Consider the following 22,271-nt stretch of genomic DNA (forward strand, 5'->3'; position numbering starts at 1 on the left):
CACCCCCGACTCCGATGAACCAGCTCGAAGCCCTGAAACAGTTCACCACCGTCGTGGCCGACACCGGCGACTTTCTGCAGCTCGCCCAGTTCCAGCCGCAGGACGCGACGACCAATCCCTCGCTCATCCTCAAATCGGTCCAGAAGGCCGACTACGCGCCCCTGCTGCGCGACACCCTGAAACAACACGGCCACCGCCCGCTGGACGAGCGGATGGACCGGCTGCTCGTGCGTTTCGGCTGTGAAATCCTGTCCGTCGTCCCCGGCCGGGTTTCCACCGAAATCGATGCCCGGCTGAGCTTCGATACCGAAGCCACGGTGCAGCGGGCGCAGCGGCTGATGGCGCTGTACCAGGCCGAAGGCATCTCACGCGAGCGGGTACTCATCAAGATCGCCTCCACCTGGGAAGGCATTCAGGCCGCGGCCCGGCTGGAAGCCATGGGCATCCACACCAACCTGACGCTGCTCTTCTCGTTCTGCCAGGCGGTGGCCTGCGGCCAGGCCCGGGTGCAACTGATTTCGCCTTTCGTGGGACGCATCCATGACTGGTACAAGGCCCGCGCCGGGGCATCGTGGAACGAAGCGGAACAGGGCGGCGCGAACGACCCCGGTGTCCGGTCGGTGCGCCGCATCTTCGAGCACTACAAGCGCTTCGACATCCCCACCGAGATCATGGGCGCGAGCTTTCGCAACGTCGGCCAGATCGTGGCCCTCGCTGGCTGCGACCTGCTCACCATCAGTCCGGATTTGCTGGCGCAACTCGCCGCCAGCGATGCTCCGCTGCAGCGCACACTCGATGCCGAGGCGGCCCGCCAGATGGACCTGCCACCGGTTGAATACGATGAGTCCGGCTTCCGCCTGGCCCTCAACGACGACGCCATGGCCACGGAAAAACTGGCCGAGGGCATCCGCGCGTTCTGCGCCGACACCCTGAAACTGGAAGCCCTGCTCCAGGCGCCCTGACCCCTCGCCGCCAGCCACCCTTCCCATGCGTGAACCGCGCTTCACCCCTCCCCAGCAGCGCCCGGCGTGGCAACGCCTGGCCAGCCTCGCCCGTGGCCCGCTGCCGCACCTGCGTGAACTGCTCGCCCAGCCCTGCCCGCAGCGACAGTCACGTCTGCATCTGGAGGCCGCGGGCATCCAGCTGGATGCCACGCGCCAGCAGGTCACCCTGCCGGTGCTCGACGCCCTGAACGACCTGGCCCGCGAGAGCCGGGTGCCGGAACAGGCCGAAGCCCAACGGCGGGGCGAACCCGTCAACGGCACCGAAGGTCGTGCCGCACTGCATGTGGCGTTGCGGGGGGCCGATATAGACAGCCCGCCTTGGGGCGCCCAAGTCTCGACGCTGGTGCGGGCAGAACGGGAGCGCTTTCTGGCCGCAGCAGAACGGCTGCACCGCGGGCAATGGCCGGGGCATACCGGTCGGCCCATCGCCCATGTGGTCAACATCGGCATCGGGGGCTCGGATCTGGGGCCGCGCATGGCCTGTGAGGCGCTGTCCAACCTGCACGGCCCTGCGGTGCGGGTCCACTTCGTCTCCAACCCCGACGCCTGGGCCCTCTACGAAGTCCTGCGCCACCTGCCGGCCGATCGCACGCTGTTCGTGGTCCAGAGCAAGTCGTTCACCACCCAGGAGACCATGACGCTCGCGGCTTCGGCCCGGCGCTGGCTGGCCGACCACGGCTGCACGGGCGAAGCGCAAGCAACCCATCTCGTGGCCGTGACGGCCCGCCCTGACTTGTCCGCTCAGGAAGGGTATGCACCCGAACACCCCTTCGGCTTCTGGGACTGGGTGGGTGGGCGCTATTCGGTCTGGTCGGCGATCGGGTTTGCGCTGGCGGTGGCCATCGGCGCGCAAGGGTTCCGGGACTTTCTGGCCGGTGGGCACGCCATGGACCGCCACTTCTGGGACGCCCCCGCCACGAGCAACATGCCACTGCTCATGGCCCTGCTGGGCCTGTGGAACCGCAATTTCCTCGGCAGTCCCACCCAGGCCATAGCCCCCTACGCCAGCCGTCTGGTTCATTTCGCCCCCTTCGTGCGGCAAATGGACATGGAGTCGAACGGCAAGCGCACCCACGTCGATGGCAGCCCGGTCGAGATCGACACCGGCCCCATCGTCTGGGGCGGGCTCGGCATCGAAGGACAACATGCCTTTTTTCAGCTGTTGCACCAGGGGCGCCACCGGGTGCCGGTGGACTTCATCGGCGTGGCCAGCGAAGACACCCCGCTGCCGCTGGCCGCCGAACACCACCGCATCGTCTTGCTGAACATGCGTGCGCAAGCCGAAGCATTGGCCCTGGGCCGCGACGCCGAGGCCACCGCCGCGCTGCTGCGTGCCGAAGGTCTGGACGACACCACCATCGCCGCGCTCATCCCCCACCGGACTTTTGCCGGCAACGTGCCGAGCAACAGCCTGTGGCTGCCGGCCCTGACGCCGCACGCCCTGGGTGCTTTGGTGGCCCTGTACGAACACAAGGTCTTCTGCCAGGCCGCCATCTGGGGCATCAACCCCTTCGACCAATGGGGCGTCGAGCTCGGCAAGACCATGGCCCGAGCGATGGAGCGACAGGCCGCCCCGCACTCCTGACCATCCTCTCGCGCCATGCCTCGCCAACCGCAGCTTCCCCACAAGGACCAACCCCTGATCGACGACATCCGCCTGCTGGGCCGCCTGCTCGGCGACGTGATCCGTGAGCACGAAGGCCTCGAAACCTTCGAACTCATCGAGCAAATCCGGCAATTGTCCGTCGCTTACCGCCGTCAGGCGGATCATGCCGCCGACCGCCGGCTCAACAAATTGCTCAAGGGTCTGAGTGACGACCAGGCCGTGAGCGTGATCCGCGCGTTCACCTATTTCAGCCACCTGGCCAACCTGGCCGAAGACCGCCACCACATCCGTCGTCGCGCGGTCCATGAGCAGGCTGGCCATGTGCAGCAAGGCAGTCTGGCGCACACCTGGCAACGCATGCGCAGCGCTGGCGTCACCGCCACGGCGCTGGCCGAGTGCCTGGCCAGCGCCCACGTCTCCCCCGTGCTCACCGCCCACCCGACCGAGGTGCAGCGCAAAAGCATCCTGGACGCCGAGCGCGACATCGCCCGCCTGCTGGCCGAACGAGACCACCTCCAACTGCCCCGCCATCGGGCCGACAACGAGGCCCAGATGAGCGCCCGTGTGTTGCAGCTCTGGCATACCCGGCTGCTGCGCTTCACCAAACTCACGGTGGCCGACGAAATCGAGAACGCCCTCGGCTACTACCAGAGCACCTTCCTGCCCGAGATCCCACGGCTGTACCGCGACATCGAAGAGGCCCTGCAAGGCCAGCGCGTGGCCCCCTTCCTGCGCATGGGCCAGTGGATAGGCGGTGACCGCGATGGCAACCCCAACGTCACCGCCGACACCCTGCGTCTGGCACTGCAGCGCCAGGCCGACGTGGCTTTGCGGCACTACCTGACGCAAGTTCACCGGCTCGGTGCGGAGCTGTCGTTGTCGGCCATGCTGCTGCCGGTCGGTGCAGACATGCAGGCTCTCGCCGAGCGCTCCCCCGACCGCAACGAGCACCGTCAGGACGAACCCTACCGCCGCGCCCTCACCGGGCTGTACGCCCGGCTCGCAGCCACCCTCCAGGCATTGACCGGCGGCGAGGCGCACCGGCACGCGGTGGCCCCTTACGCTCCTTATGAGTGCGCCGAAGCGTTCCTGAGTGACCTGGGCGTGATCGACCGCTCCCTGGTGGCCCAAGGCTGCGTGGCCTTGGCCGAGCACCGTCTGCGCCCATTGATCCGCACCGCAGAGGTATTCGGTTTTCACCTCGCCACGGTCGATCTGCGGCAAAGCTCCGACCAACACGAGCTCGCCGTGGCCGACCTGCTCGCCCAGGCCCGGATCGAACCGGATTACAGCGCGCTGGACGAAGCGGCGAAGCAGCAGTTGCTGCTGCGTCAGCTCAACGATGTGCGACCGCTGCGCATTCCCGAAGCACCGTACCAGCACCACACCCTGAGCGAGCTGGCCATCTTCCAGGCCGCGCGCGAGATGCGCGAGCGCTTCGGTGCCGCCGCCGTCCGGCATGCCATCATCAGCCACACCGAAACGGTGAGCGACCTGCTCGAAGTCTTGCTGCTGCAAAAGGAAGTGGGCCTGATGCGCGGCACACTCGACCACGACGCCGTGGCCGAACTGATCGTGGTGCCGCTGTTCGAGACCATCGACGACCTGCGCCACGCCCCGGGCATCATGGAAGCCTTCTACCGCTTGCCCGGCATCGCGGCCATGGTGCGGCGCGGCGGGCCGTTGCAATACCACGAGCAGGACGTGATGCTGGGCTACTCCGACAGCAACAAGGACGGTGGCATCTTCACCAGCAACTGGGAACTGTACCGGGCCGAAACCGCGCTGGCCACGCTGTTCGACCGGCTTTCGGACGAGCTGGGCCATCCGCTGCGCCTGCGCCTGTTCCACGGTCGCGGCGGCACCGTGGGCCGTGGAGGCGGCCCCAGTTACGAGGCCATCCTGGCGCAACCGGCGGGTACGGTGCGGGGCCAGATCCGCCTGACCGAACAAGGCGAGGTGATCGGCTCCAAATACGCCAACCCCGACATCGGGCGGCGCAATCTGGAAACGCTGGTCGCCGCCACGTTGGAGGCCACCCTGATACCACCCACTCAGCCCGTTCCCCAGCGCTTCCTGGATGCGGCCCAGCGCCTGTCGGCAGCCAGCATGGCAGCCTATCGGGCGCTGGTCTATCAGACGCCCGGTTTCACCGACTACTTCTTTCAGGCCACGCCGATCCGGGAAATCGCCGAGCTCCACATCGGCTCACGTCCGGCCTCGCGCAAACCCTCCCAGCGCATCGAGGATCTGCGCGCCATCCCCTGGAGCTTCAGCTGGGGCCAGTGCCGCCTGACACTGCCGGGCTGGTTTGGTTTTGGCAGTGCGGTGGAGGCGCTGCGCGACCACATGGGCATGGCCGAGGCGGATCGGCTGCTGCAGCAGATGGCCCGCAAGTGGCCGTTCTTCAGCACACTGCTGTCCAACATGGACATGGTGCTGGCCAAGAGCGACCTGTCGCTGGCGCGCCGCTACGCCGACCTCGTGCCCGACGCCCGCCTGCGCAAACGCATCTTCGGCCGCATCGAAGCCGAATGGCATCGCACCCAGGAAGCGCTGAACACCATCACCTGGCAGACCCAGCGGCTGGCCAACAACCCCGCCCTGGCGCGCTCCATCGAGCACCGATTCCCCTACATCGACCCGCTGCACCATCTGCAGGTCGAGTTGATTCGCCGCTACCGCGCCGGCAGCCAGGCCGAAAAGGTCAAGCGCGGCATCCACCTCTGCATCAACGGCATTGCCGCCGGGCTGCGCAACACGGGATAAACGCCTCATGAACACCGACACCCTGGTCGTCCACCACCTCGAAACCTCCCGCTCGCACAGAGTACTCTGGCTGCTGGAGGAGCTGGGTGTGGACTACGCGTTGCGCACCTACCGGCGCGACCCCAAAACCCGCCTCGCCCCTGCCGAGCTCAAGGCGGTTCATCCCTTGGGCAAATCACCGGTGATCACCCATGGCCAGACCGTGGTGGCCGAATCGGGCGCGATCCTGGAATACCTGGCCGAAGTCTTTGCCGATCGCGCCCAGGGCGATCTGGCGCACCTCGTGCCCGCCCCCGGCACACCCGAGCACCGGCAATACCGGTTCTGGATGCATTACGCGGAAGGCTCGCTCATGAACTGGCTGGTGATGAAGCTGCTGTTCCAGGTCATCCCCCAACAGCCCATGCCGTTTTTCGTGCGCCCGATCGCCAAGGGCATCTGCCAGCAGGTCCAGGACAAGCTCATCGACCCCAATCTGGCCACGGCGCTGCCGTTCATCGATGCCGAACTCGCACAACGCCCCTGGTTCGCCGGTGAGCACCTGACCCTGGCCGATGTCCAGATGAGTTTTGCGGTCGAGGCGGCCCTGTCACGCCCCCAGGCTGCTGAACGTTGCCCCCACATGGCGGCCTGGTTGCGCCAGGTGCGCGAGCGCCCGGCGTATCAGCGGGCACTGGCAAAAGGCGGCCCCGTGATCATGTCGGCTTGAAAGCGCACAGCCTCCGCCGGGAACCCCGGTCTGGACAGAGAACTCACATTCAAATGTTTCGATTTCGCGCACGAACGACTGCATTGTTCCTGACGGTCATGTCCATCGGTGGGGCGCATGCCTGGACACCCTGCCCAGGCTACGCTGCCGGTGATCCGACCCAGACCCGCTCGCTGTTCGTCTCGCCCTACACACATCACTGGCGACACTCCGACGACCATAAGCATGTCGTGCTCATCGGTGTGCAGCGTCAGCTGCCCAACGACCGCCTGTGCGGCATCAGCCTGTTCAGCAACTCGTTTGGCCAGCCCTCCCTGTACGCCTTCACGGGCTGGTACTGGCCCCAGGTGTCTTCTCGCCATCCCCGGCTGTATGCATCACTCTCGGCCGGGGTGCTCTACGGCTATGTGGGAGAACACAAGGACAAGGTACCGTTGAACGTCGGCGGTTTCTCTCCTGCGCTCATTCCGGCCATCGGCTGGCGCCTGAACCAACAGACGTCGGCAGAGGTGCATGTACTGGGCACCGCTGCGCTCCTGTTCGGCGTCTCGCGCCGGTACTGAGGATCAGGATCCCGACGGCCGCCGGCGGTGGCGCTCTTCTTCTTGCAGACGCAATACCCGGCGCTGCACCTTGCCGGTGGTGGTCATGGGCAAGGCGTCGATGAATTCGATTTCCTTCGGGTATTCGTACGGTGCGAGCCGCCCCTTCACATGGTCCTGCAGTTCGGCCACCAAGGGCGCATCGAACTCCCGCACGGGATCGCCGCACAGGGCCCGGCGCTGGGCATGGTCCGGTGCCAGCACCACATAGGCCTTCACCAGGGCGCCACGCTCTTCGTCAGGTTTGGGGACGACGGCAGCATTGACCACCGCCGGGTGCTTGACCAGACAATTTTCAATCTCACTGGGGCCGATGCGATAGCCCGCCGCCTTGAACATGTCGTCGGCACGCCCTTGGTACCAGAGGTAGCCGTCCTCGTCGCGCACGGCCATGTCGCCGGTGCGGCACCAACTGTCCAGCGGGTCGCCGGTGAACTTGGCCAGCGTGGCGGCCTCGTTGTTCCAGTAGCCCAGGAAGAAGACCGGGTCCAGGTCACCATGCACGTCACGTCGGTGCACCGCCACCTCGCCCGGCACGCCCACGGGGCACTCCCGGCCTTCGTCGTCGATCACTGCCACCCGGTGGCCCGGATACCCCTTGCCCATGCTGCCGGGCTTGGCTGGCCACAGGCGGGTGCAGTTGCCCACCACGTAGTTGATCTCGGTCTGGCCGAACATCTCGTTGACGGTGACACCGAGCTGGTCACGGCAGTAGGCAAACACGGCATCACCCACGGCTTCCCCCGCACTCATGATGGCGCGCAGGCGCAGGCGATACCGGGCACGCGGCTCGGGGCAGGCTTTCATCATGGCCTTGAGCGCGGTGGGGAACAGGAAGGTATGCGTGACGCGGTGGCGCTGCAGCAGTTCGAAGGCCACGTCTGGCGCAAAGCGGCCGTTCCAGGCCACGATCGGCCGCCCGAAGTACAGTGAAGGCAGCAGCGCATCCATCAGCCCGCCCGTCCAGGCCCAGTCCGCTGGGCTCCAGAACACCGCCTCGCTCTTCACCCGTGGATCCCAGGGGTCGAAGCCGAACCAGTTCTGGCTGCAGACGAAGCCCGTGAGGTTGCCGATCAAGGCCCGGTGCGGGATCAGTGCCCCCTTGGGATTGCCCGTGGTGCCGCTGGTGTAGATGAGCACGGCCGGATCGTCGGCGGCGGTGTCCACCGGATCGAAGCGCTTGCGCAGGCCGTCGCGGACGTGGGGCCAGTCGATCACCTCGGTGTCGAACGCCCCCGTCAGACCCACCACATGCCGCAAGGCGGGGCAGCGGCTGCGCACCGCCTGAACGGCCGGGCCGGTCACCTCGTCGACCAACGCCACCACGGCGGCACTGTCCTGCAGACGGTACTCCAGGGCCTCGGGGCCGAACAGTTGCGACAGCGGCATGGCCACCGCGCCCATCTGCAACACGGCCATGTACGCCACCGCCGTCTCGAAGCGCTGGGGCAGGACGATGGCCACCCGGTCCCCACGTCGTACGCCCAGCACGCGCAGGGCATGGGACAGGCGGTTCGCGGCCTCGGCGAGCTCGGCATAGCTGTGGGCGCGGGGCTGGCGGCCAGGGCCGTCGTCGATGACGGCGATCTGCGAAGCCGTGGTCTTTCTGGCCGCCCAGCGCCGGCAGCAGACTTGAGCCATGTTGAACTGGGCGGGTACCCGCCACCCGAAAGACGCATACAGGGTTTCGTAGGCGTCGCTGGCTTGACTGACTTTCACGGCTGGTCTCCTGAATAATGTCTGGAATGTACCAAGTCCGCGTTCCTTCCCGCAGCGAATTCGTTGCCATTCGCACCCATCGCTACCACCTGCGCCATTGGGGCCAGCCCGTTGAAGGGTTGCCGCCACTGGTGCTGGTGCATGGCTGGATGGACGTCGCCGCCTCCTGGCAGTTCATGGTGGATGCGCTCGCCGACACCACACTCGCTGGCAGGCACATCGTCGCTCCGGACTGGCGAGGCTTCGGCCTCACCCGCGAACGCCGTGTCGCAGGCGAGCGGCCCAGCGACTACGGGCATGCCGACCACTACTGGTTTCCCGATTACCTGGCCGATCTCGAGCAGCTCATCGTCCATGTCAACACACAGCAGGGCCGCGCGCCCGATGCGCCGGTGGATCTGGTCGGCCACAGCATGGGGGGGAACGTGGCCATGCTCTATGCCGGGGTACGGCCGCAACGCATCCGCCGGCTCGTCAACCTCGAAGGCTTTGGCATGCCGGCCAGCCGACCCAGCCAGGCGGCTGGGCGTTACGCGAAATGGCTGGACGCGCTCGACGCGCTGCGCCGGGGCGAGCTCACGCTGAAAACCTACGACGGTGTCGAAGGCGTGGCCCGCCGCCTCATGAAGACCAACCCCAGACTCTGCGCCGACCGGGCGCTGTGGCTGGCTCACCACTGGGCCGCGCCCAATGCCGAAGGGCGCTGGGAAATTCTCGGTGATCCGGCGCACAAGGTCATCAACGCACAGCTCTACCGACTGGAGGAAGTGCTGGACATCTGGCACCGCATCACGGCACCGGTGCTCGCGGTCGAGGCGAGCGACGACAGCTTGGCCCAGTGGTTCAAGCAAGGCGAATACACCTTGGCCGAATACCATGAGCGGCTGAAAGTGGTGCCAGACCATCGGGTGGAAGTGATCCAGAACGCCGGCCACATGCTCCACCACGACCAGCCCCAGGCCCTGGCCCATCTGCTGGAGACCTTTCTGGCCTGACAGCAGCCCGTCCATGCGAAAATTGCAGGTTTTCGACCAGAAACACGAGATTTGACCATGGAAGCCGAACGTCTCAACGCCCTTTCCGCCCGACTCAAGGACCTCAGCGAGCGCGTGGTCGAGCTACGGAGGTATCTTTGACTACGATGCCAAAGCCCTCAAACTGAGCGAAGTCAACGCTGCGCTGGAAGACCCCACCGTCTGGGACAACCCCAAGCGTGCCCAGGATCTGGGCAAGGAAAAGCGCTCTTTGGAAGACGTGGTGCTGGTGCTCGACCGCCTGAGCAGCGAACTGGCAGACAACACCGAGCTGTTCGAGATGTCCGCCTCCGATGGCGACGTCGCCGGGCTCGAGACCATCGAAGGCGAAGTCGACAAGCTGGCTGCCGACGTGGAAAAACTCGAATTCCGCCGCATGTTCAACCAGCCGGCCGACCCCAACAACTGCTTCCTCGACATTCAGGCCGGCGCGGGCGGAACCGAAGCCTGCGACTGGGCCAGCATGCTGCTGCGCCAATACCTGCGCTACGCCGAAAGGCAAGGTTTCAAGGCCACCGTCGAGGACGAAACCCCCGGCGACACCGCCGGCATCAAGAGCGCCACCATCAAAGTCGAGGGCGATTACGCCTACGGCCTGCTGCGCACCGAAACCGGTGTGCACCGCCTGGTGCGCAAATCGCCATTCGACAGCTCGGGCGGCCGCCACACCTCCTTCGCCTCGGTGTTCGTGTACCCCGAAATCGACGACTCGGTCGAGATCCACATCAACCCGGCGGACGTGCGGGTGGACACCTACCGCGCCAGCGGTGCCGGCGGCCAGCACATCAACAAGACCGACTCGGCCGTGCGCCTGACGCACATTCCCACGGGCATCGTCGTCCAATGCCAGGACAGTCGCAGCCAGCACAGCAACCGCGACATGGCTTGGCAGCGCCTGCGCGCCAAGCTCTACGACTTCGAAATGCGCAAGCGCCTGGAAGCACAGCAAAAGCTGGAAGACACCAAGACCGACGTGGGCTGGGGTCACCAGATCCGCTCTTACGTGCTGGACCAAAGCCGCATCAAGGACCTGCGCACCAACGTTGAAATCTCCAACACCCAGAAAGTGCTCGACGGCGACTTGGACGCCTTCATCGAAGCCGCTCTGAAACAAGGCATTTGACCCATGACCTCTCTGCGTGAAGGCCCCACCACCGTGATCCGGCGTGAAGACTACGTCGCTCCGGCCTATTTCATCGACACGGTCGATTTGACTTTCGACCTCGACCCAGCCAAAACCCGTGTGCTCAACCGCATGCGCGTGCGGCGCAACCCGGCGCTTCCAGCACAAGCCCTGCGGCTCGACGGCGAAGACCTGAACCTGGCGCGCGTGCTGGTCAACGGCACCGGCACCAGCTTCAGGATGGAAGGCAGCCAGTTGGTGCTGGAAAAGCTTCCCGAGGGCACCGAGCCCTTCGAGCTCGAGATCTTCACCACCTGCAATCCGGCCAAAAACACCCAGCTCATGGGCTTGTACGTGAGCCAGGGCACCTTTTTCACCCAGTGTGAAGCCGAAGGGTTCCGCCGCATCACCTATTTCCTGGACCGGCCCGATGTGATGGCCAGCTTCACGGTGACGCTGCGCGCCGACCAGGCTGCCTACCCGGTGCTGCTGTCCAACGGCAACCTGGTGGAACAGGGCCCACTGGAGGGCGGCCGACACTACGCCAAGTGGGTGGACCCCCACAAAAAACCCTGCTATCTGTTCGCACTGGTGGCCGGCAACCTGGTGCACCGGGAGCAAAAAATCATCAGTCGCAGCGGTACCGAGCACACGCTGCAGGTGTACGTGCGCCGCGGCGATCTGGACAAAACCGAGCACGCCATGCACTCGCTCATGGCCGCCATCGCCTGGGACGAAGCCCGTTTCGGCCTGCCGCTGGACCTGGAGCGCTTCATGATCGTCGCCACCAGCGACTTCAACATGGGCGCGATGGAAAACAAGGGCCTGAACATCTTCAACACGAAGTACGTGCTGGCCAGCCCCGCCACCGCCACCGACACCGACTTCGCCAACGTGGAGAGCGTGGTGGCCCACGAATACTTCCACAACTGGACCGGCAACCGTGTCACCTGCCGCGACTGGTTCCAGCTCAGCCTGAAGGAAGGCCTCACCGTCTTCCGCGACCAGGAATTCAGCATGGACATGGCCGGCAGCCCCTCGGCTCGCGCCGTCAAGCGCATCGAAGACGTGCGCGTGCTGCGCACCGCCCAGTTCCCGGAAGACGCGGGCCCCATGGCCCACCCGGTGCGTCCCGACCAGTACGCCGAAATCAACAACTTCTACACCCTCACCGTCTATGAAAAAGGCGCTGAGGTGGTGCGGATGCAGCAGACCCTGGTCGGTAGCCAGTCCGATCCTTCGGGGCGAGAAGGCTTCGCCAAAGGCATGAAGCTCTACTTCGAGCGCCACGACGGCCAGGCCGTGACCTGTGACGACTTCGCCCAGGCGATGGCCGACGCCAACCCCGACAGCGACCTCGCCCGCCTGCTGCCCCAGTTCAAGCGTTGGTACAGCCAGGCAGGCACGCCGCGCGTCAAGGCGCAGGGTATTTACAACGCGTCCGAACGCACCTACACCCTCACCCTGTCGCAAAGCTGCCCGGCCACGCCCGGCCAGCCAGTCAAGGAGCCTTTCGTCATCCCGGTGGCGCTGGGCCTGCTGAGCGCCGAAGGCCAGGAGCTGCCACTGCAACTGGCACACGAAAGCCACGCCCGAACCGGCAACCGCACCCTGGTCCTGACCCAGGCGAGCGAAACCTTCACATTCATCAACCTCGACAGTGCGCCCGTGCCATCACTGCTGCGCGGCTTCAGCGCCCCGGTGATTCTGGAACACGACTACACCGACACCCAACTCCTGACCCTGCTGGCCCACGACACCGACCCCTTCAACCGCTGGGAAGCCGGTCAACGGCTGGCGTTGCGCCGCGCCCTCACCGCCATCCGAGCCGATGGCCCGGTGCCTGCCGAGGTACTCGACACCGCCTACCTGGACGCCATGCGTGCCGTGTTGCACCACCCCGGCCTGGACGCTGCGTTCAAAGAACTCGTGCTCACCCTCCCAGCCGAAACCTACATCGGCGAACAGCTCGACGTGGTGGACCCGCAGCGCATCCACACCGTGCGCGAAGCCATGCGTCAACAGCTCGCCCATGCCCTGCACGACGACTGGGTCCACGCTTATGAGGCCCACAAGGACAACGGCGCCTACCGGCCCGACCCCGTCTCCAGCGGTCGCCGCGCTTTGGCGGGGCTGGCGCTGCAAATGCTGTGCGTGGCTGCCCGCGACAACGGCAACCCGGTCTGGCCGGGCAAGGCCTACCAGCGCTTCAAGGACGCGGGTAACATGACCGACCGCTTCAACGCCCTGCAAGCGCTGGTGATCAGCGGCCATGCCCTGGCGCAAGAGGCGCTGCAACGCTTTCACAGCCAGTTCCAGCATGACGATCTGGTGCTCGACAAATGGTTTGCACTGCAAGCAGGCGCGCCCGACCGCTCGGGCAACATCCTGCCCCTGGTGCGCCAGCTCATGCAACACCCAGACTTCCACCTGCGCAACCCGAACCGGGCGCGCAGCGTCATCAGCACCTACTGCCACGCCAACCCCGGCGCCTTCCACCGCGCAGACGCCGCAGGGTATGCGTTCTGGTGCGAGCGGGTGCTGGAAATCGACGCCTTCAACCCGCAGGTGGCCGCCCGCTTGGCCCGTGCACTCGACCGCTGGAGCAAGCTCGCCGAGCCCTATCGCAGCGCCGCCCGCGAGGCCATCGCTCGTGTCGCCGCCCACGATGCGTTGAGCAACGATGTGCGCGAAGTCGTCACCCGGGCCTTGGCCGACTGACCCCCGGCGCTAAAATGGAGGGCTTCGGCGCGGTTTCTCTGCGCGTGCCCTCCCCCTTTTTTCACCCAGACAGGTACTTGTCATCATGTCTTTGTTTTCCGCCGTCGAAATGGCCCCCCGCGACCCCATCCTGGGTCTGAATGAGCAGTTTGCCGCCGACACCAACCCGCACAAGGTCAACCTCGGCGTGGGCGTCTATTACGACGACAACGGCAAGCTGCCCCTGCTGCAATGCGTGCAGCAGGCCGAAAAAGCCTTGATGGACCGACCCGCCGCCCGCGGCTACCTGCCCATCGACGGCATTGCCGCTTACGACAACGCCGTCAAAGGCTTGGTCTTCGGCACCGACAGCGAGCCGGTCAAGAGCGGCCGGGTGGCCACGGTGCAGGCACTGGGCGGCACCGGCGGCCTCAAGATCGGCGCCGACTTCCTCAAGAAGCTCACCCCCAATGCCAAGGTGCTGATCTCCGACCCGAGCTGGGAAAACCACCGTGCGCTGTTCACCCACGCCGGCTTCACCGTTGAAACCTACACTTACTACGACGCGGCCAAGCGGGGCGTGAACTTCGAGGGCATGTTGGCCAGCCTCAAAGCCGCCGCACCCGGCACCATCGTGGTGCTGCATGCCTGCTGCCACAACCCCACCGGCTACGACCTCACCCCCGAGCAGTGGGACCAGGTGATCGCCACCATCAAAGCCCACAGCCTGACCCCGTTCCTGGACATGGCCTACCAGGGCTTTGGCCACGGCATTGCCGAAGACGGTGCTGTGATCCAGAAGTTCGTGGCGGCCGGTCTCACGTTCTTTGTGTCCACCAGCTTTTCCAAGAGCTTCAGCCTGTACGGCGAGCGCGTGGGCGCCTTGAGCGTGCTGTGCGAGAACAAGGATGAAGCCGACCGCGTGCTCAGCCAGCTCAAGATCGTCATCCGCACCAATTACTCCAACCCGCCCACCCATGGCGGCGCCGTGGTGGCCGCCGTGCTCAACGACCCCGCGCTGCGCGCCTTGTGGGAGAAAGAGCTGGGCGAAATGCGCACGCGCATCAAGGCCATGCGCCAGGCGCTGGTGGATGGCCTGAAAGCCGCCGGCGTGAAGCAGGACATGAGCTTCATCACCACCCAGATCGGCATGTTCAGCTACTCCGGTCTCAGCAAGGACCAGATGGTGCGCCTGCGCAACGAGTTCGGGGTCTATGGCACCGACACCGGCCGCATGTGCGTGGCCGCGCTCAACAGCAAAAACATCGACCACGTCTGCAAGGCCATCGCCGCTGTGGTGTGATTCGCGCAAGTGTCAAGACATCATCAGCGATTCCTGATATATTTGCTGCACCGCAACATAACTGAGAGGTAGCCCCATGCTGTACCACATCTACGAGACCCAGCGCTCGCTGATGGAACCGTTCTCGGACTTCGCACAGGTCACGGCCAAGCTGTTTGCCAACCCTCTCAGCCCCCTGGGCCAGCTTCCGATGGCCGAACGCATCGCCGCTGCCTACGACCTGCTGCACCGGCTGGGCAAAGACTATGAAAAGCCGGAATTCGGCATCCGCAGTGTGGACATCGGTGGCCAGCAAGTGGCCATCCACGAGCGGGTCGAGATCGACAAGCCTTTCTGCGAACTGCGGCGATTCAAGCGCTATGCCGACGACACCCAGACCCTGGCCCTGCTCAAACAGCAACCCGTCGTGCTCATCGTGGCCCCTTTGTCCGGGCACTATGCCACCCTGCTGCGCGACACCGTTCGCACCATGCTGCAGGGCCACAAGATTTATATCACCGACTGGAAAAATGCCCGGCTGGTACCGCTGAGCGAGGGGGAGTTTCATCTCGATGACTATGTCAACTACGTGCAGGAATTCATCCGTTACCTGCAGAAGCAGTACGGCAATTGCCACGTGATGAGCGTGTGCCAGCCCACGGTTCCGGTATTGGCAGCCGTATCGCTCATGGCCAGCCGTGGCGAGCCGACTCCCTTGTCCATGACCATGATGGGCGGCCCCATCGACGCCCGCCGCTCCCCGACCGCGGTCAACAACCTCGCCATGCACCGCAGCTACGAGTGGTTCGAGAACAACGTGATCTACCGCGTACCCTCGACCTTCCCCGGAGCCGGGCGCCGGGTGTACCCAGGCTTCCTGCAGCACGCCGGCTTCATCGCCATGAATCCGGACCGCCATGTCAGCAGCCATTACGACTACTTCATGGACCTCGTGAAGGGCGACAACGAGAGCGCCGAAGCGCACCGCCGGTTCTACGACGAGTACAACGCCGTGCTCGACATGGATGCCGACTACTACCTGGAAACCATCCACACCGTGTTTCAGGAGTTCAAGCTGGTCCACGGCACCTGGGACGTACGCAACGAGCAAGGCCGACTGGAACGGGTACGGCCGCAGGACATCCGCAACACCGGCCTGCTGACGGTGGAAGGCGAACTCGACGACATCTCCGGCTGTGGACAGACCCGGGCCGCGCATGACCTGTGCACCGGGATCGAAGCCTCGGAACAGCGGCATTTCGAGGTCGAGGGTGCCGGGCACTACGGTATTTTCAGCGGCCGGCGCTGGCGCGAAAAGGTGTACCCGGTGGTCAAGGCCTTCATTGCCGAACACCAACCGTCTTCCACGGTCCCCAAACCCTCCACCAGCGAGACGACGACTCGCCGGTCCGCCCCACGCGAGCGTGCATCGACCGCCTCCACACCGGGTGAGTGAGCGCCACGCCTCCCGTAACGACCCGCCCTGCCGGCCGCCTACCGACAGGGCGCTGCCCCCCTTGGCCCGTCAAATCGACGCGCTGCTGCCCCAAACCCAATGCACCCGATGCGGCTATCCGGATTGCGCCGCCTATGCGCAGGCCATCGCGGCGGGTCAGGCCCAGATCAACCAGTGCCCCCCGGGAGGGGAGGAAGGCGTTCGGCGTTTGGCTGCACTCACGGGTCAACCGGCTCTGCCGCTGAACCCGGCGCACGGGCAGGAAGGCCCGCGCAGCGTGGCGGTCATCGACGAAGACTGGTGCATCGGCTGCACCTTGTGCATCAAGGCCTGCCCCACCGATGCGATCGTGGGCACGAACAAGCGCATGCACACCGTCATCGAGCCCTATTGCACGGGTTGCGAGCTGTGTATACCCGTCTGTCCGGTGGACTGCATCGGCCTGGAAAACGTGAGCGGCACAGCCACCGGTTGGGCGGCCTGGTCACCCCAGCAAGCAGATCTCGCCCGTTCACGCCACCAGTGGCACCTGGAGCGCACCCGGCGCGAGGCATTGGAACACCAAGCACGCCAAGAACAGAAAGCCCAGGAAAAGCTCGCGCATCTGCAAGCGCACTCCAAGCATGACGACCCCGCCGTGCTGGACAAAAAACGCGCCGTGATCGAAGCCGCCCTGGCACGCGCACGGGCGGCACGCCAAGCCGCCAGCTGACTCCATGGCCAGATCGGTGGCACCGATGCCTGTGCGCAGTCAGGCCGCACGCACGGGCAACATGGCCAGGCCTCGATAGAGCGGATTGCGGTTGCGCACAGGCACCCCATCCAGCGTCAAGCTGGGCTTGTGCGTGGCCAGAACGCGCAGCACGGTCTGGGCCTCCATGTGGGTGAGCGCGGCCCCTATGCAAATGTGCGCACCACTGCCGAACGACAGGGCACCAGGGCTGCTGCGGTCGATTTGCAAGGCCTCCGGGTTGCGATGGCGGGCGGGGTCGCGGTTGGCGGAGCCGATCAACGGCAGGACCAGATCGCCACGCTGGATGGCTTGGCCACACAGCGTCATGGCGCGCGTGACACGGCGGCCAGTCCATTGCACCGGGCTGTCGAAACGCAGCAGCTCGCGCACAGCGTTGCCTGCCAGATCGGGTTGCCGACACAGCAAACGCCATTGGCTGGGGTGAGAGAGCAAGGCGTGCAGGCCGTTGCCGAGCAGGTTGCGGGTGGTCTCATACCCGGCAAACAGCAACATGGCGCATTGGGCCAACAGCTCCAGGCTGGATTCGATCTGCCCTTGCGCCTCGGCGTGCAGCAGGCGGCTCACCAGGTCGTCGCCCAGGTGCTGCCGGCGCCAGGGCAGCAGCTCGCGCTCGAAATAGGCCGTCATCTCCAGCAGGCTGCGCTGCGCGCGCAGCAATTGAGCGTGTTCGGGTTGTGTCGCTCCAATGAACACGGCGATGTTGTCGCACCAGTGCATGAAGGTGGTTTCGAGAGCCGGGTCCACGTCCATCAGCCGGCCGATGACGTGTGCCGGCAGCGGCCGGGCCAGCTCCGCCATGAAGTCGAACCGGCCATGGAAGGCACGCACGCGCTCGGTCACCGTGGCGTCCAGCCAGTTTTGCAGCGGAGCCAGCGCGTCGGGCCGAAAAGCAGGCATGAGGATCTGACGCAGGCGACCATGGTCGGGCGCATCCAGAAAAAGCATGGCACGGGCGAACAGGCTCTGGAAGGGGCGCAGTTCGGCCCGGCCTTGCTGTGCGGCGGCCATCACCCAGCCACCCGTGCGCTGGGCAGACAGCGCCGGGTCACGCAAGGCGGCCTCCACGACGGCGTGGCGGGTGAGCAGCCACGCCCCGCCGAAGAAGGCGTCGCTCCACAGCACGGGACCGGCCTCGCGCCATGCGCGGTAGGCAGGGTAAGGGTCGTCCAGGAACGCGTCGTCTATCGACGGCGCAGCGACCGCCTCGGCAAGCGTCATGCCTCAGCGCCCGGCACCTCCGTGCCTTTCACGGCGGGACGTTCGCCTTGGGGCTTGAGGCCCAAACGCTCGAACAGTCGGCGGTCACGCTGGGCCTGGGGGTTGGTGGTGGTGAGCAGTCGGTCGCCGTAGAAGATGGAATTGGCCCCCGCCGCGAAGCACAGGGTTTGCAGGGCGTCGTCCATCTGCTCGCGGCCTGCCGAGAGGCGCACCATGGTGGTGGGCATGGTGATGCGCGCCACGGCAATGGTACGAACGAACTCGAAGGGGTCGATGGGCTCGGCATCGGCCAGCGGGGTACCGGGCACGGCGACGAGGTGGTTGATGGGCACGGACTCGGGGTAAGGGTCGAGGTTGGCCAGTTGGGCGATGAGGCCCGCACGCTGGGTGCGGGTCTCGCCCATGCCCACGATGCCGCCGCAGCACACGTTGATGCCCGCCTGGCGAACGCTTGCCAACGTGTCGAGCCGGTCTTGGTAAGTGCGTGTGCTGATGACATGGCCGTAGTAGTCCGGCGAGGTGTCGAGGTTGTGGTTGTAGTAGTCCAGGCCGGCGTCCTTGAGCTGGCGGGCCTGCTCGCCGTCGAGCATGCCCAGCGTCATGCAGGTTTCCAGGCCCAGCTCGCGCACGCCTTCGATCATGGCCACCACGCGCTCCATGTCGCGCTCCTTGGGGCTGCGCCAGGCGGCTCCCATGCAGAACCGCGTGGCTCCTTGCTCCTTCGCGGCGCGGGCGGCCTCGAGCACCTCATCCAACGACATGATTTTGCTGGCTTCGAGCCCGGTGTCGAAGTGGGCGGACTGGGGGCAATAGCCGCAGTCCTCGGCGCAGCCGCCCGTCTTGATGGACAACAGCGTGGAAAGCTGCACCTCGTTGGGGTCGAAGTGTGCACGGTGTACCTGCTGGGCGCGGAACAGCAGATCCATGAAAGGCAGTTCGTACAGCGCCTCGACGGCAGCCACGCTCCAGCGGGTTTCGGGCACGCCCACGTTGGCGCGGCGCAGGGACGACAGGGAGATGGGGGCGACGGTGGTCATGGTGTCACTTCACAAAAAGGTTGTTGCAGGCCGAACAGGGTTTGCAGGCCGGTGGCGCAGAGGTGTGGGGCCACGGCGGCTGCGTGCGGGCGTTCCAGGTAGGGCACGATGCCCAGGCAAGGCGCGTGAAAGCGCCGTTCCAGCTCGTGTGTGAGGGTGTGGATGTTGTCTGGCAAGTGCAGCATCAGCGGGTCCAAGGTATTGCCGACCCAGCCGGCCAGGCGCAGGTTGCGGGCGACGATGGCCTCGGCGGTGAGCAGCGCGTGGTTGATGCAGCCCAACCGCAGCCCGACGACGAGCACCACCGGCAAGTTCAGCGCGCGCATGAGATGCGAGCTGTCCCAGTCGGGACCGAGCGGCACACACAGCCCGCCGGCGCCCTCCACCACGATCAGGTCGGCGCGTTGGGCGAGCTGCCGGGCGCCTTGCTCCAGCGCGTCGCGGTCGATCACCCGTCCCTCGGCCTGGGCGGCGAGGTGCGGCGCGCAGGGCTGGCGCAACTGGCATGGGCCCACTTCTTCGCGCCGCAGCTCGATGTTGCTGGCAGCCCACAGGGTTTCCACGTCCTCATTCACCCAGTGTCCGGCAATGGGGTCCATGCCGGCGGCCACGGGCTTGTACCCGGCCACGCGCAAGCCTGCCTGGGCGGCGCGGTGCAGCAGCCCAGCACTGACGCGGGTCTTGCCCACCTCGGTGTCGGTGCCGGTGACGAAACAGCCTTTCATGATTGCTCCTCGTTCAGGATGTTGGACAGCGCGCCCAGCAGTTGGTCCACATCGGCTGCGGTGTGGCTGGCCGACAGGGTCAGGCGCAAACGCGCCGTGCCCACAGGCACGGTGGGCGGTCGAATGGCGGGTGCCCGAATGCCACGCGCTTGCAGCGCGGTTGCCAGTGCCAGGGCGCGTGCATTGTCACCCACGATCAGGGGCTGGATGGGCGTCCATGACGGGGGCAGCGACAGGCCCGTGTGTTGCAACACCAAAGCCGCCAGCCCGGTGCGCAGTTGAGCCACCAACTCGTTCAGCCGCGCGCGCCGTTGGGCACCTTGCGCACCTTCGATGATCTCCAAGGCATGTCTGAGCACATACGCCAACGCGGGCGGCATGGCCGTGGTGTAAATGTAAGGCCGGGCTCGCTGCACCAGCCATTGGATGATGAGCGGATGCGCCGCCACGAAGGCGCCCGACACCCCGGCGGCCTTGCCCAAGGTACCCATGTAGATCAGGCGTTCGCTGCATAGCGCGAAATGCTCCAGGCTGCCATGGCCATGTGCGCCGAGCACGCCCAAACCATGTGCATCGTCGATCACCAGCCAGGCGTCGTATTGCTCGGCCAGTTGCAGCAGCGCGGGCACGTCGGCCACATCGCCGTCCATGCTGAACACGGCGTCGGTGACGATGAGCTTGACCGGGCTGGTGCAGGCCCGCAACTGCCGTTCCAGCGCGTCGAGCTGCGCGTGGGGGTAACGCTGCAGCTTGGCCCGCGCCAGCAAGGCACCGTCGATGAGCGAGGCGTGATTGAGTTTGTCGGACAGGATGGTGGCCTGGTGGTCGCCCAGCGCCGTCATCAGCGCCACATTGGCCATATAGCCGCTGCAAAACAGCAACGCCTGCGCACCGGGGATGTGGGGTCCCAGCCATCGCGCGAGCATGGCCTCCAGCTCGGCATGGGCTTGGCTGTGACCGCTGACGAGATGTGAAGCGCCACTGCCCACCCCCCACAGACGAGCGCCCTCGGCCAGCGCATCGATGAGCACGGGATGGTTGGCCAGCCCCAGATAATCGTTGCTGCAGAAGACCAGCAGGTCTGCCGCGTCTTGCCAGCGCTGGCGGGGTGAACATGGCGACATGCCCACCCGGCGGTGCCTGCGCAGGCCGGCGGCCTCCAAGTCAAGCAGTTGCTGGTTGATGTGCTCGATCAGCATCGGGTTGTTGCAAGGTGTCGTGCAAGGTGGCCTGCAGGCGCTCGGACAACCAACGCGAGAGGTCTGCGTCGAGCACGTAGGGCGGCATCAGGTACACGGTGCGTCCGATGGGGCGCACCAGCAGTTCGTGGCGGCGGCCCGCCAGATGGAACGCCTCAGCGAAGCGGCCCTGGGCAAGCTCTACCTTCACGTCGAAGGCCCAAATCATGCCACGGCGGCGTGGGTGCTCCACCCCGGGGTGTGCCATCAGCGGGGCCAGCGCCTCGTCCAGTACAGCCGCTTGCCCGGCGTTGCGACCCAGCACGTCGTCGGTGTCGAAACGGTCGAGCACGGCCAGCGCTGCCCGGCAGGCCAGTGCGTTGCCGGTGTAGGAATGCGAGTGCAGGAAGCCGCGCGCCACGTCGTCGGACAGGAAGGCGCGGTAGATGGCGTCGCGGCACAGCACCAGCGACAGCGGCAGAAAGCCGCCCGTGATGCCCTTGGACAGGCACATGAAGTCGGGCCAGATGCCTGCCTGTTCGCAGGCAAAGAAGGTGCCTGTGCGGCCACAGCCCACGGCGATTTCGTCGGCGATGAGGTGTACCCCGTGCTGGTCGCACAGCGCACGCACCCGTTGCAGGTAGGACGCATGGTGCATCGCCATGCCGGCGGCGCATTGCACCAGCGGCTCCACGATGACGGCGGCGATGTGCGCGTGCCGCTCGGCCAGCAGCGCCTCCAGATCGGCGGCGGCGCGTTGGGCCACGGCGGCGGCATCCTCGCCTGCGGCGGCCTGGCGGTCGTCGGGCGATGCCACCAGGTGCGATCGCATCAGCAGCGGGTCGTAGGCATCGCGGAAGACGGGCACGTCCGTCACGGCCAGGGCGCCCAGCGTCTCACCGTGGTAGCCCTGCCGCACGCAGACGAATTCGCGCTTGCCGCCCTGCCCCACGTTGCGCCAATGGTGGAAGCTCATCTTGAGCGCGATTTCCACGGCGGAGGCGCCATCGCTGGCGTAGAAGGCGTGGCCCAGCACACCGCCCGTGCGGGCCGAGAGGCGTTCGGCCAGCTCGATGGCGGGCGCATGGGTGCAGCCGGCCAGCATCACATGGGGCAAGGTGTCAAGCTGCTGCTTGAGCGCGCTGGCAATGCCTGCATCGGCATGGCCGAACAGATTGACCCACCAACTGCTGTTGGCGTCGAAGTAGCGGTGGCCTTCCTGGTCGTACAGCCAGGGGCCCTTGGCGCGGGCAATGGGCAGCGGCGGCACCACGGCCGCGCGCTGCATTTGCGTGCAGGGGTGCCACACGCTGGCCAGGCTGCGGGCCTGCCAATCGGCGTTGTTGTTCGTCACG

General features: G+C 66.1%; 17 protein-coding genes. 11 read left to right on the forward strand and 6 right to left on the reverse strand.

The features are described 5' to 3' along the window. Positions 1–14: 14 nt before the first annotated feature. The 5 genes from tal (at position 15) to HZS63_RS06780 (ending at position 6,651) form a co-directional block, all read left to right on the forward strand. Positions 15–962 (forward strand): transaldolase, encoded by a 948-nt coding sequence (gene tal, locus HZS63_RS06760; RefSeq protein ID WP_180683288.1) that lies wholly within the window; start codon positions 15–17, stop codon positions 960–962. A 25-nt stretch (positions 963–987) separates the two neighbouring features. Further along, positions 988–2,589 (forward strand): glucose-6-phosphate isomerase, encoded by a 1,602-nt coding sequence (gene pgi, locus HZS63_RS06765; protein WP_180683289.1) that lies wholly within the window; start codon positions 988–990, stop codon positions 2,587–2,589. A gap of 15 nt (positions 2,590–2,604) precedes the next feature. Beyond that, a complete protein-coding gene (gene ppc / locus HZS63_RS06770) occupies positions 2,605–5,379 on the forward strand; it encodes a phosphoenolpyruvate carboxylase (protein WP_180683290.1) in 2,775 nt (924 codons plus the stop codon). 7 nt (positions 5,380–5,386) lie between these two features. Then, positions 5,387–6,088, forward strand: a complete 702-nt coding sequence (locus tag HZS63_RS06775; protein ID WP_180683291.1) for a glutathione S-transferase family protein — start codon at positions 5,387–5,389, stop codon at positions 6,086–6,088. 83 nt (positions 6,089–6,171) lie between these two features. Continuing rightward, positions 6,172–6,651, forward strand: coding sequence for a hypothetical protein (locus tag HZS63_RS06780; protein ID WP_180683292.1), 480 nt, complete (start codon positions 6,172–6,174; stop codon positions 6,649–6,651). A 3-nt stretch (positions 6,652–6,654) separates the two neighbouring features. Here HZS63_RS06780 and HZS63_RS06785 read toward each other — a convergent pair whose 3' ends face one another. Next, a complete protein-coding gene (locus tag HZS63_RS06785) occupies positions 6,655–8,331 on the reverse strand; it encodes an acetate--CoA ligase (protein WP_180683360.1) in 1,677 nt (558 codons plus the stop codon). Positions 8,332–8,435: 104 nt separating this feature from the next. Here HZS63_RS06785 and HZS63_RS06790 point away from each other — a divergent pair, with 104 nt between their 5' ends. The 6 genes from HZS63_RS06790 (at position 8,436) to rsxB (ending at position 16,716) form a co-directional block, all read left to right on the forward strand. Next, complete coding sequence (locus HZS63_RS06790; protein WP_180683293.1) at positions 8,436–9,404, forward strand: alpha/beta fold hydrolase; 969 nt, start codon at positions 8,436–8,438, stop codon at positions 9,402–9,404. A 57-nt stretch (positions 9,405–9,461) separates the two neighbouring features. Then, positions 9,462–10,566 (forward strand): peptide chain release factor 2 gene (gene prfB / locus HZS63_RS06795; protein WP_180683294.1). Its coding sequence is split into 2 segments (ribosomal slippage): positions 9,462–9,542 and positions 9,544–10,566, totalling 1,104 coding nucleotides; the frame shifts between segments, so codons are not numbered across the junction. A gap of 3 nt (positions 10,567–10,569) precedes the next feature. Beyond that, the gene (gene pepN, locus HZS63_RS06800; protein ID WP_180683295.1) at positions 10,570–13,287 is read left to right on the forward strand and encodes an aminopeptidase N; all 2,718 of its coding nucleotides are present in this window, start codon (positions 10,570–10,572) and stop codon (positions 13,285–13,287) included. 85 nt (positions 13,288–13,372) lie between these two features. Then, positions 13,373–14,569: an amino acid aminotransferase gene (locus HZS63_RS06805; protein ID WP_180683296.1), complete on the forward strand. Its 1,197-nt coding sequence runs from the start codon at positions 13,373–13,375 to the stop codon at positions 14,567–14,569. 76 nt (positions 14,570–14,645) lie between these two features. Further along, on the forward strand, positions 14,646–16,004 hold the full coding sequence (locus tag HZS63_RS06810; RefSeq protein ID WP_246316211.1) for a polyhydroxyalkanoate depolymerase: 1,359 nt from the start codon (positions 14,646–14,648) through the stop codon (positions 16,002–16,004). Between the two features lie 52 nt (positions 16,005–16,056). Next, positions 16,057–16,716: an electron transport complex subunit RsxB gene (gene rsxB, locus HZS63_RS06815; RefSeq protein ID WP_246316226.1), complete on the forward strand. Its 660-nt coding sequence runs from the start codon at positions 16,057–16,059 to the stop codon at positions 16,714–16,716. A 39-nt stretch (positions 16,717–16,755) separates the two neighbouring features. On the opposite strand, the gene HZS63_RS06820 is transcribed toward rsxB, so the two are convergent. From HZS63_RS06820 to bioA, 5 genes are read right to left on the reverse strand one after another with little or no spacing between them, the layout of a single operon-like run. Continuing rightward, positions 16,756–17,976, reverse strand: a complete 1,221-nt coding sequence (locus HZS63_RS06820) for a cytochrome P450 (protein ID WP_180683298.1) — start codon at positions 17,974–17,976, stop codon at positions 16,756–16,758. After that, positions 17,973–19,013 (reverse strand): biotin synthase BioB, encoded by a 1,041-nt coding sequence (gene bioB, locus HZS63_RS06825; RefSeq protein ID WP_180683299.1) that lies wholly within the window; start codon positions 19,011–19,013, stop codon positions 17,973–17,975. The genes HZS63_RS06820 and bioB overlap by 4 nt, the downstream gene beginning before the upstream one ends. After that, entirely contained in the window at positions 19,010–19,738 is a 729-nt protein-coding gene (gene bioD / locus HZS63_RS06830; RefSeq protein ID WP_180683300.1) for a dethiobiotin synthase, read from the reverse strand. The genes bioB and bioD overlap by 4 nt, the downstream gene beginning before the upstream one ends. Continuing rightward, positions 19,735–20,937 (reverse strand): 8-amino-7-oxononanoate synthase, encoded by a 1,203-nt coding sequence (gene bioF, locus HZS63_RS06835; RefSeq protein WP_180683301.1) that lies wholly within the window; start codon positions 20,935–20,937, stop codon positions 19,735–19,737. Before bioF ends, bioD begins: the two co-directional genes overlap by 4 nt. Then, positions 20,903–22,270, reverse strand: a complete 1,368-nt coding sequence (gene bioA / locus HZS63_RS06840) for an adenosylmethionine--8-amino-7-oxononanoate transaminase (protein WP_180683302.1) — start codon at positions 22,268–22,270, stop codon at positions 20,903–20,905. The genes bioF and bioA overlap by 35 nt, the downstream gene beginning before the upstream one ends. Position 22,271: the final 1 nt, after the last annotated feature.

The sequence above is a fragment of the Tepidicella baoligensis genome (assembly GCF_013432195.1).
Classification (GTDB): Bacteria; Pseudomonadota; Gammaproteobacteria; order Burkholderiales; family Burkholderiaceae_C; genus Tepidicella; species Tepidicella baoligensis.

Bases quoted from the DNA above. Each gene is read 5' to 3' on its own strand.
- pgi (WP_180683289.1), top strand. From the start codon at position 988: ATGCGTGAACCGCGCTTCACCCCTCCCCAGCAGCGCCCGGCGTGGCAA.
- bioF (WP_180683301.1), bottom strand. From the start codon at position 20,937: ATGCTGATCGAGCACATCAACCAGCAACTGCTTGACTTGGAGGCCGCC.
- HZS63_RS06785 (WP_180683360.1), bottom strand. From the start codon at position 8,331: ATGGCTCAAGTCTGCTGCCGGCGCTGGGCGGCCAGAAAGACCACGGCT.
- tal (WP_180683288.1), top strand. From the start codon at position 15: ATGAACCAGCTCGAAGCCCTGAAACAGTTCACCACCGTCGTGGCCGAC.
- HZS63_RS06775 (WP_180683291.1), top strand. From the start codon at position 5,387: ATGAACACCGACACCCTGGTCGTCCACCACCTCGAAACCTCCCGCTCG.
- bioB (WP_180683299.1), bottom strand. From the start codon at position 19,013: ATGACCACCGTCGCCCCCATCTCCCTGTCGTCCCTGCGCCGCGCCAAC.
- bioD (WP_180683300.1), bottom strand. From the start codon at position 19,738: ATGAAAGGCTGTTTCGTCACCGGCACCGACACCGAGGTGGGCAAGACC.
- HZS63_RS06820 (WP_180683298.1), bottom strand. From the start codon at position 17,976: ATGACGCTTGCCGAGGCGGTCGCTGCGCCGTCGATAGACGACGCGTTC.
- ppc (WP_180683290.1), top strand. From the start codon at position 2,605: ATGCCTCGCCAACCGCAGCTTCCCCACAAGGACCAACCCCTGATCGAC.
- HZS63_RS06810 (WP_246316211.1), top strand. From the start codon at position 14,646: ATGCTGTACCACATCTACGAGACCCAGCGCTCGCTGATGGAACCGTTC.
- HZS63_RS06805 (WP_180683296.1), top strand. From the start codon at position 13,373: ATGTCTTTGTTTTCCGCCGTCGAAATGGCCCCCCGCGACCCCATCCTG.
- pepN (WP_180683295.1), top strand. From the start codon at position 10,570: ATGACCTCTCTGCGTGAAGGCCCCACCACCGTGATCCGGCGTGAAGAC.
- HZS63_RS06790 (WP_180683293.1), top strand. From the start codon at position 8,436: ATGTACCAAGTCCGCGTTCCTTCCCGCAGCGAATTCGTTGCCATTCGC.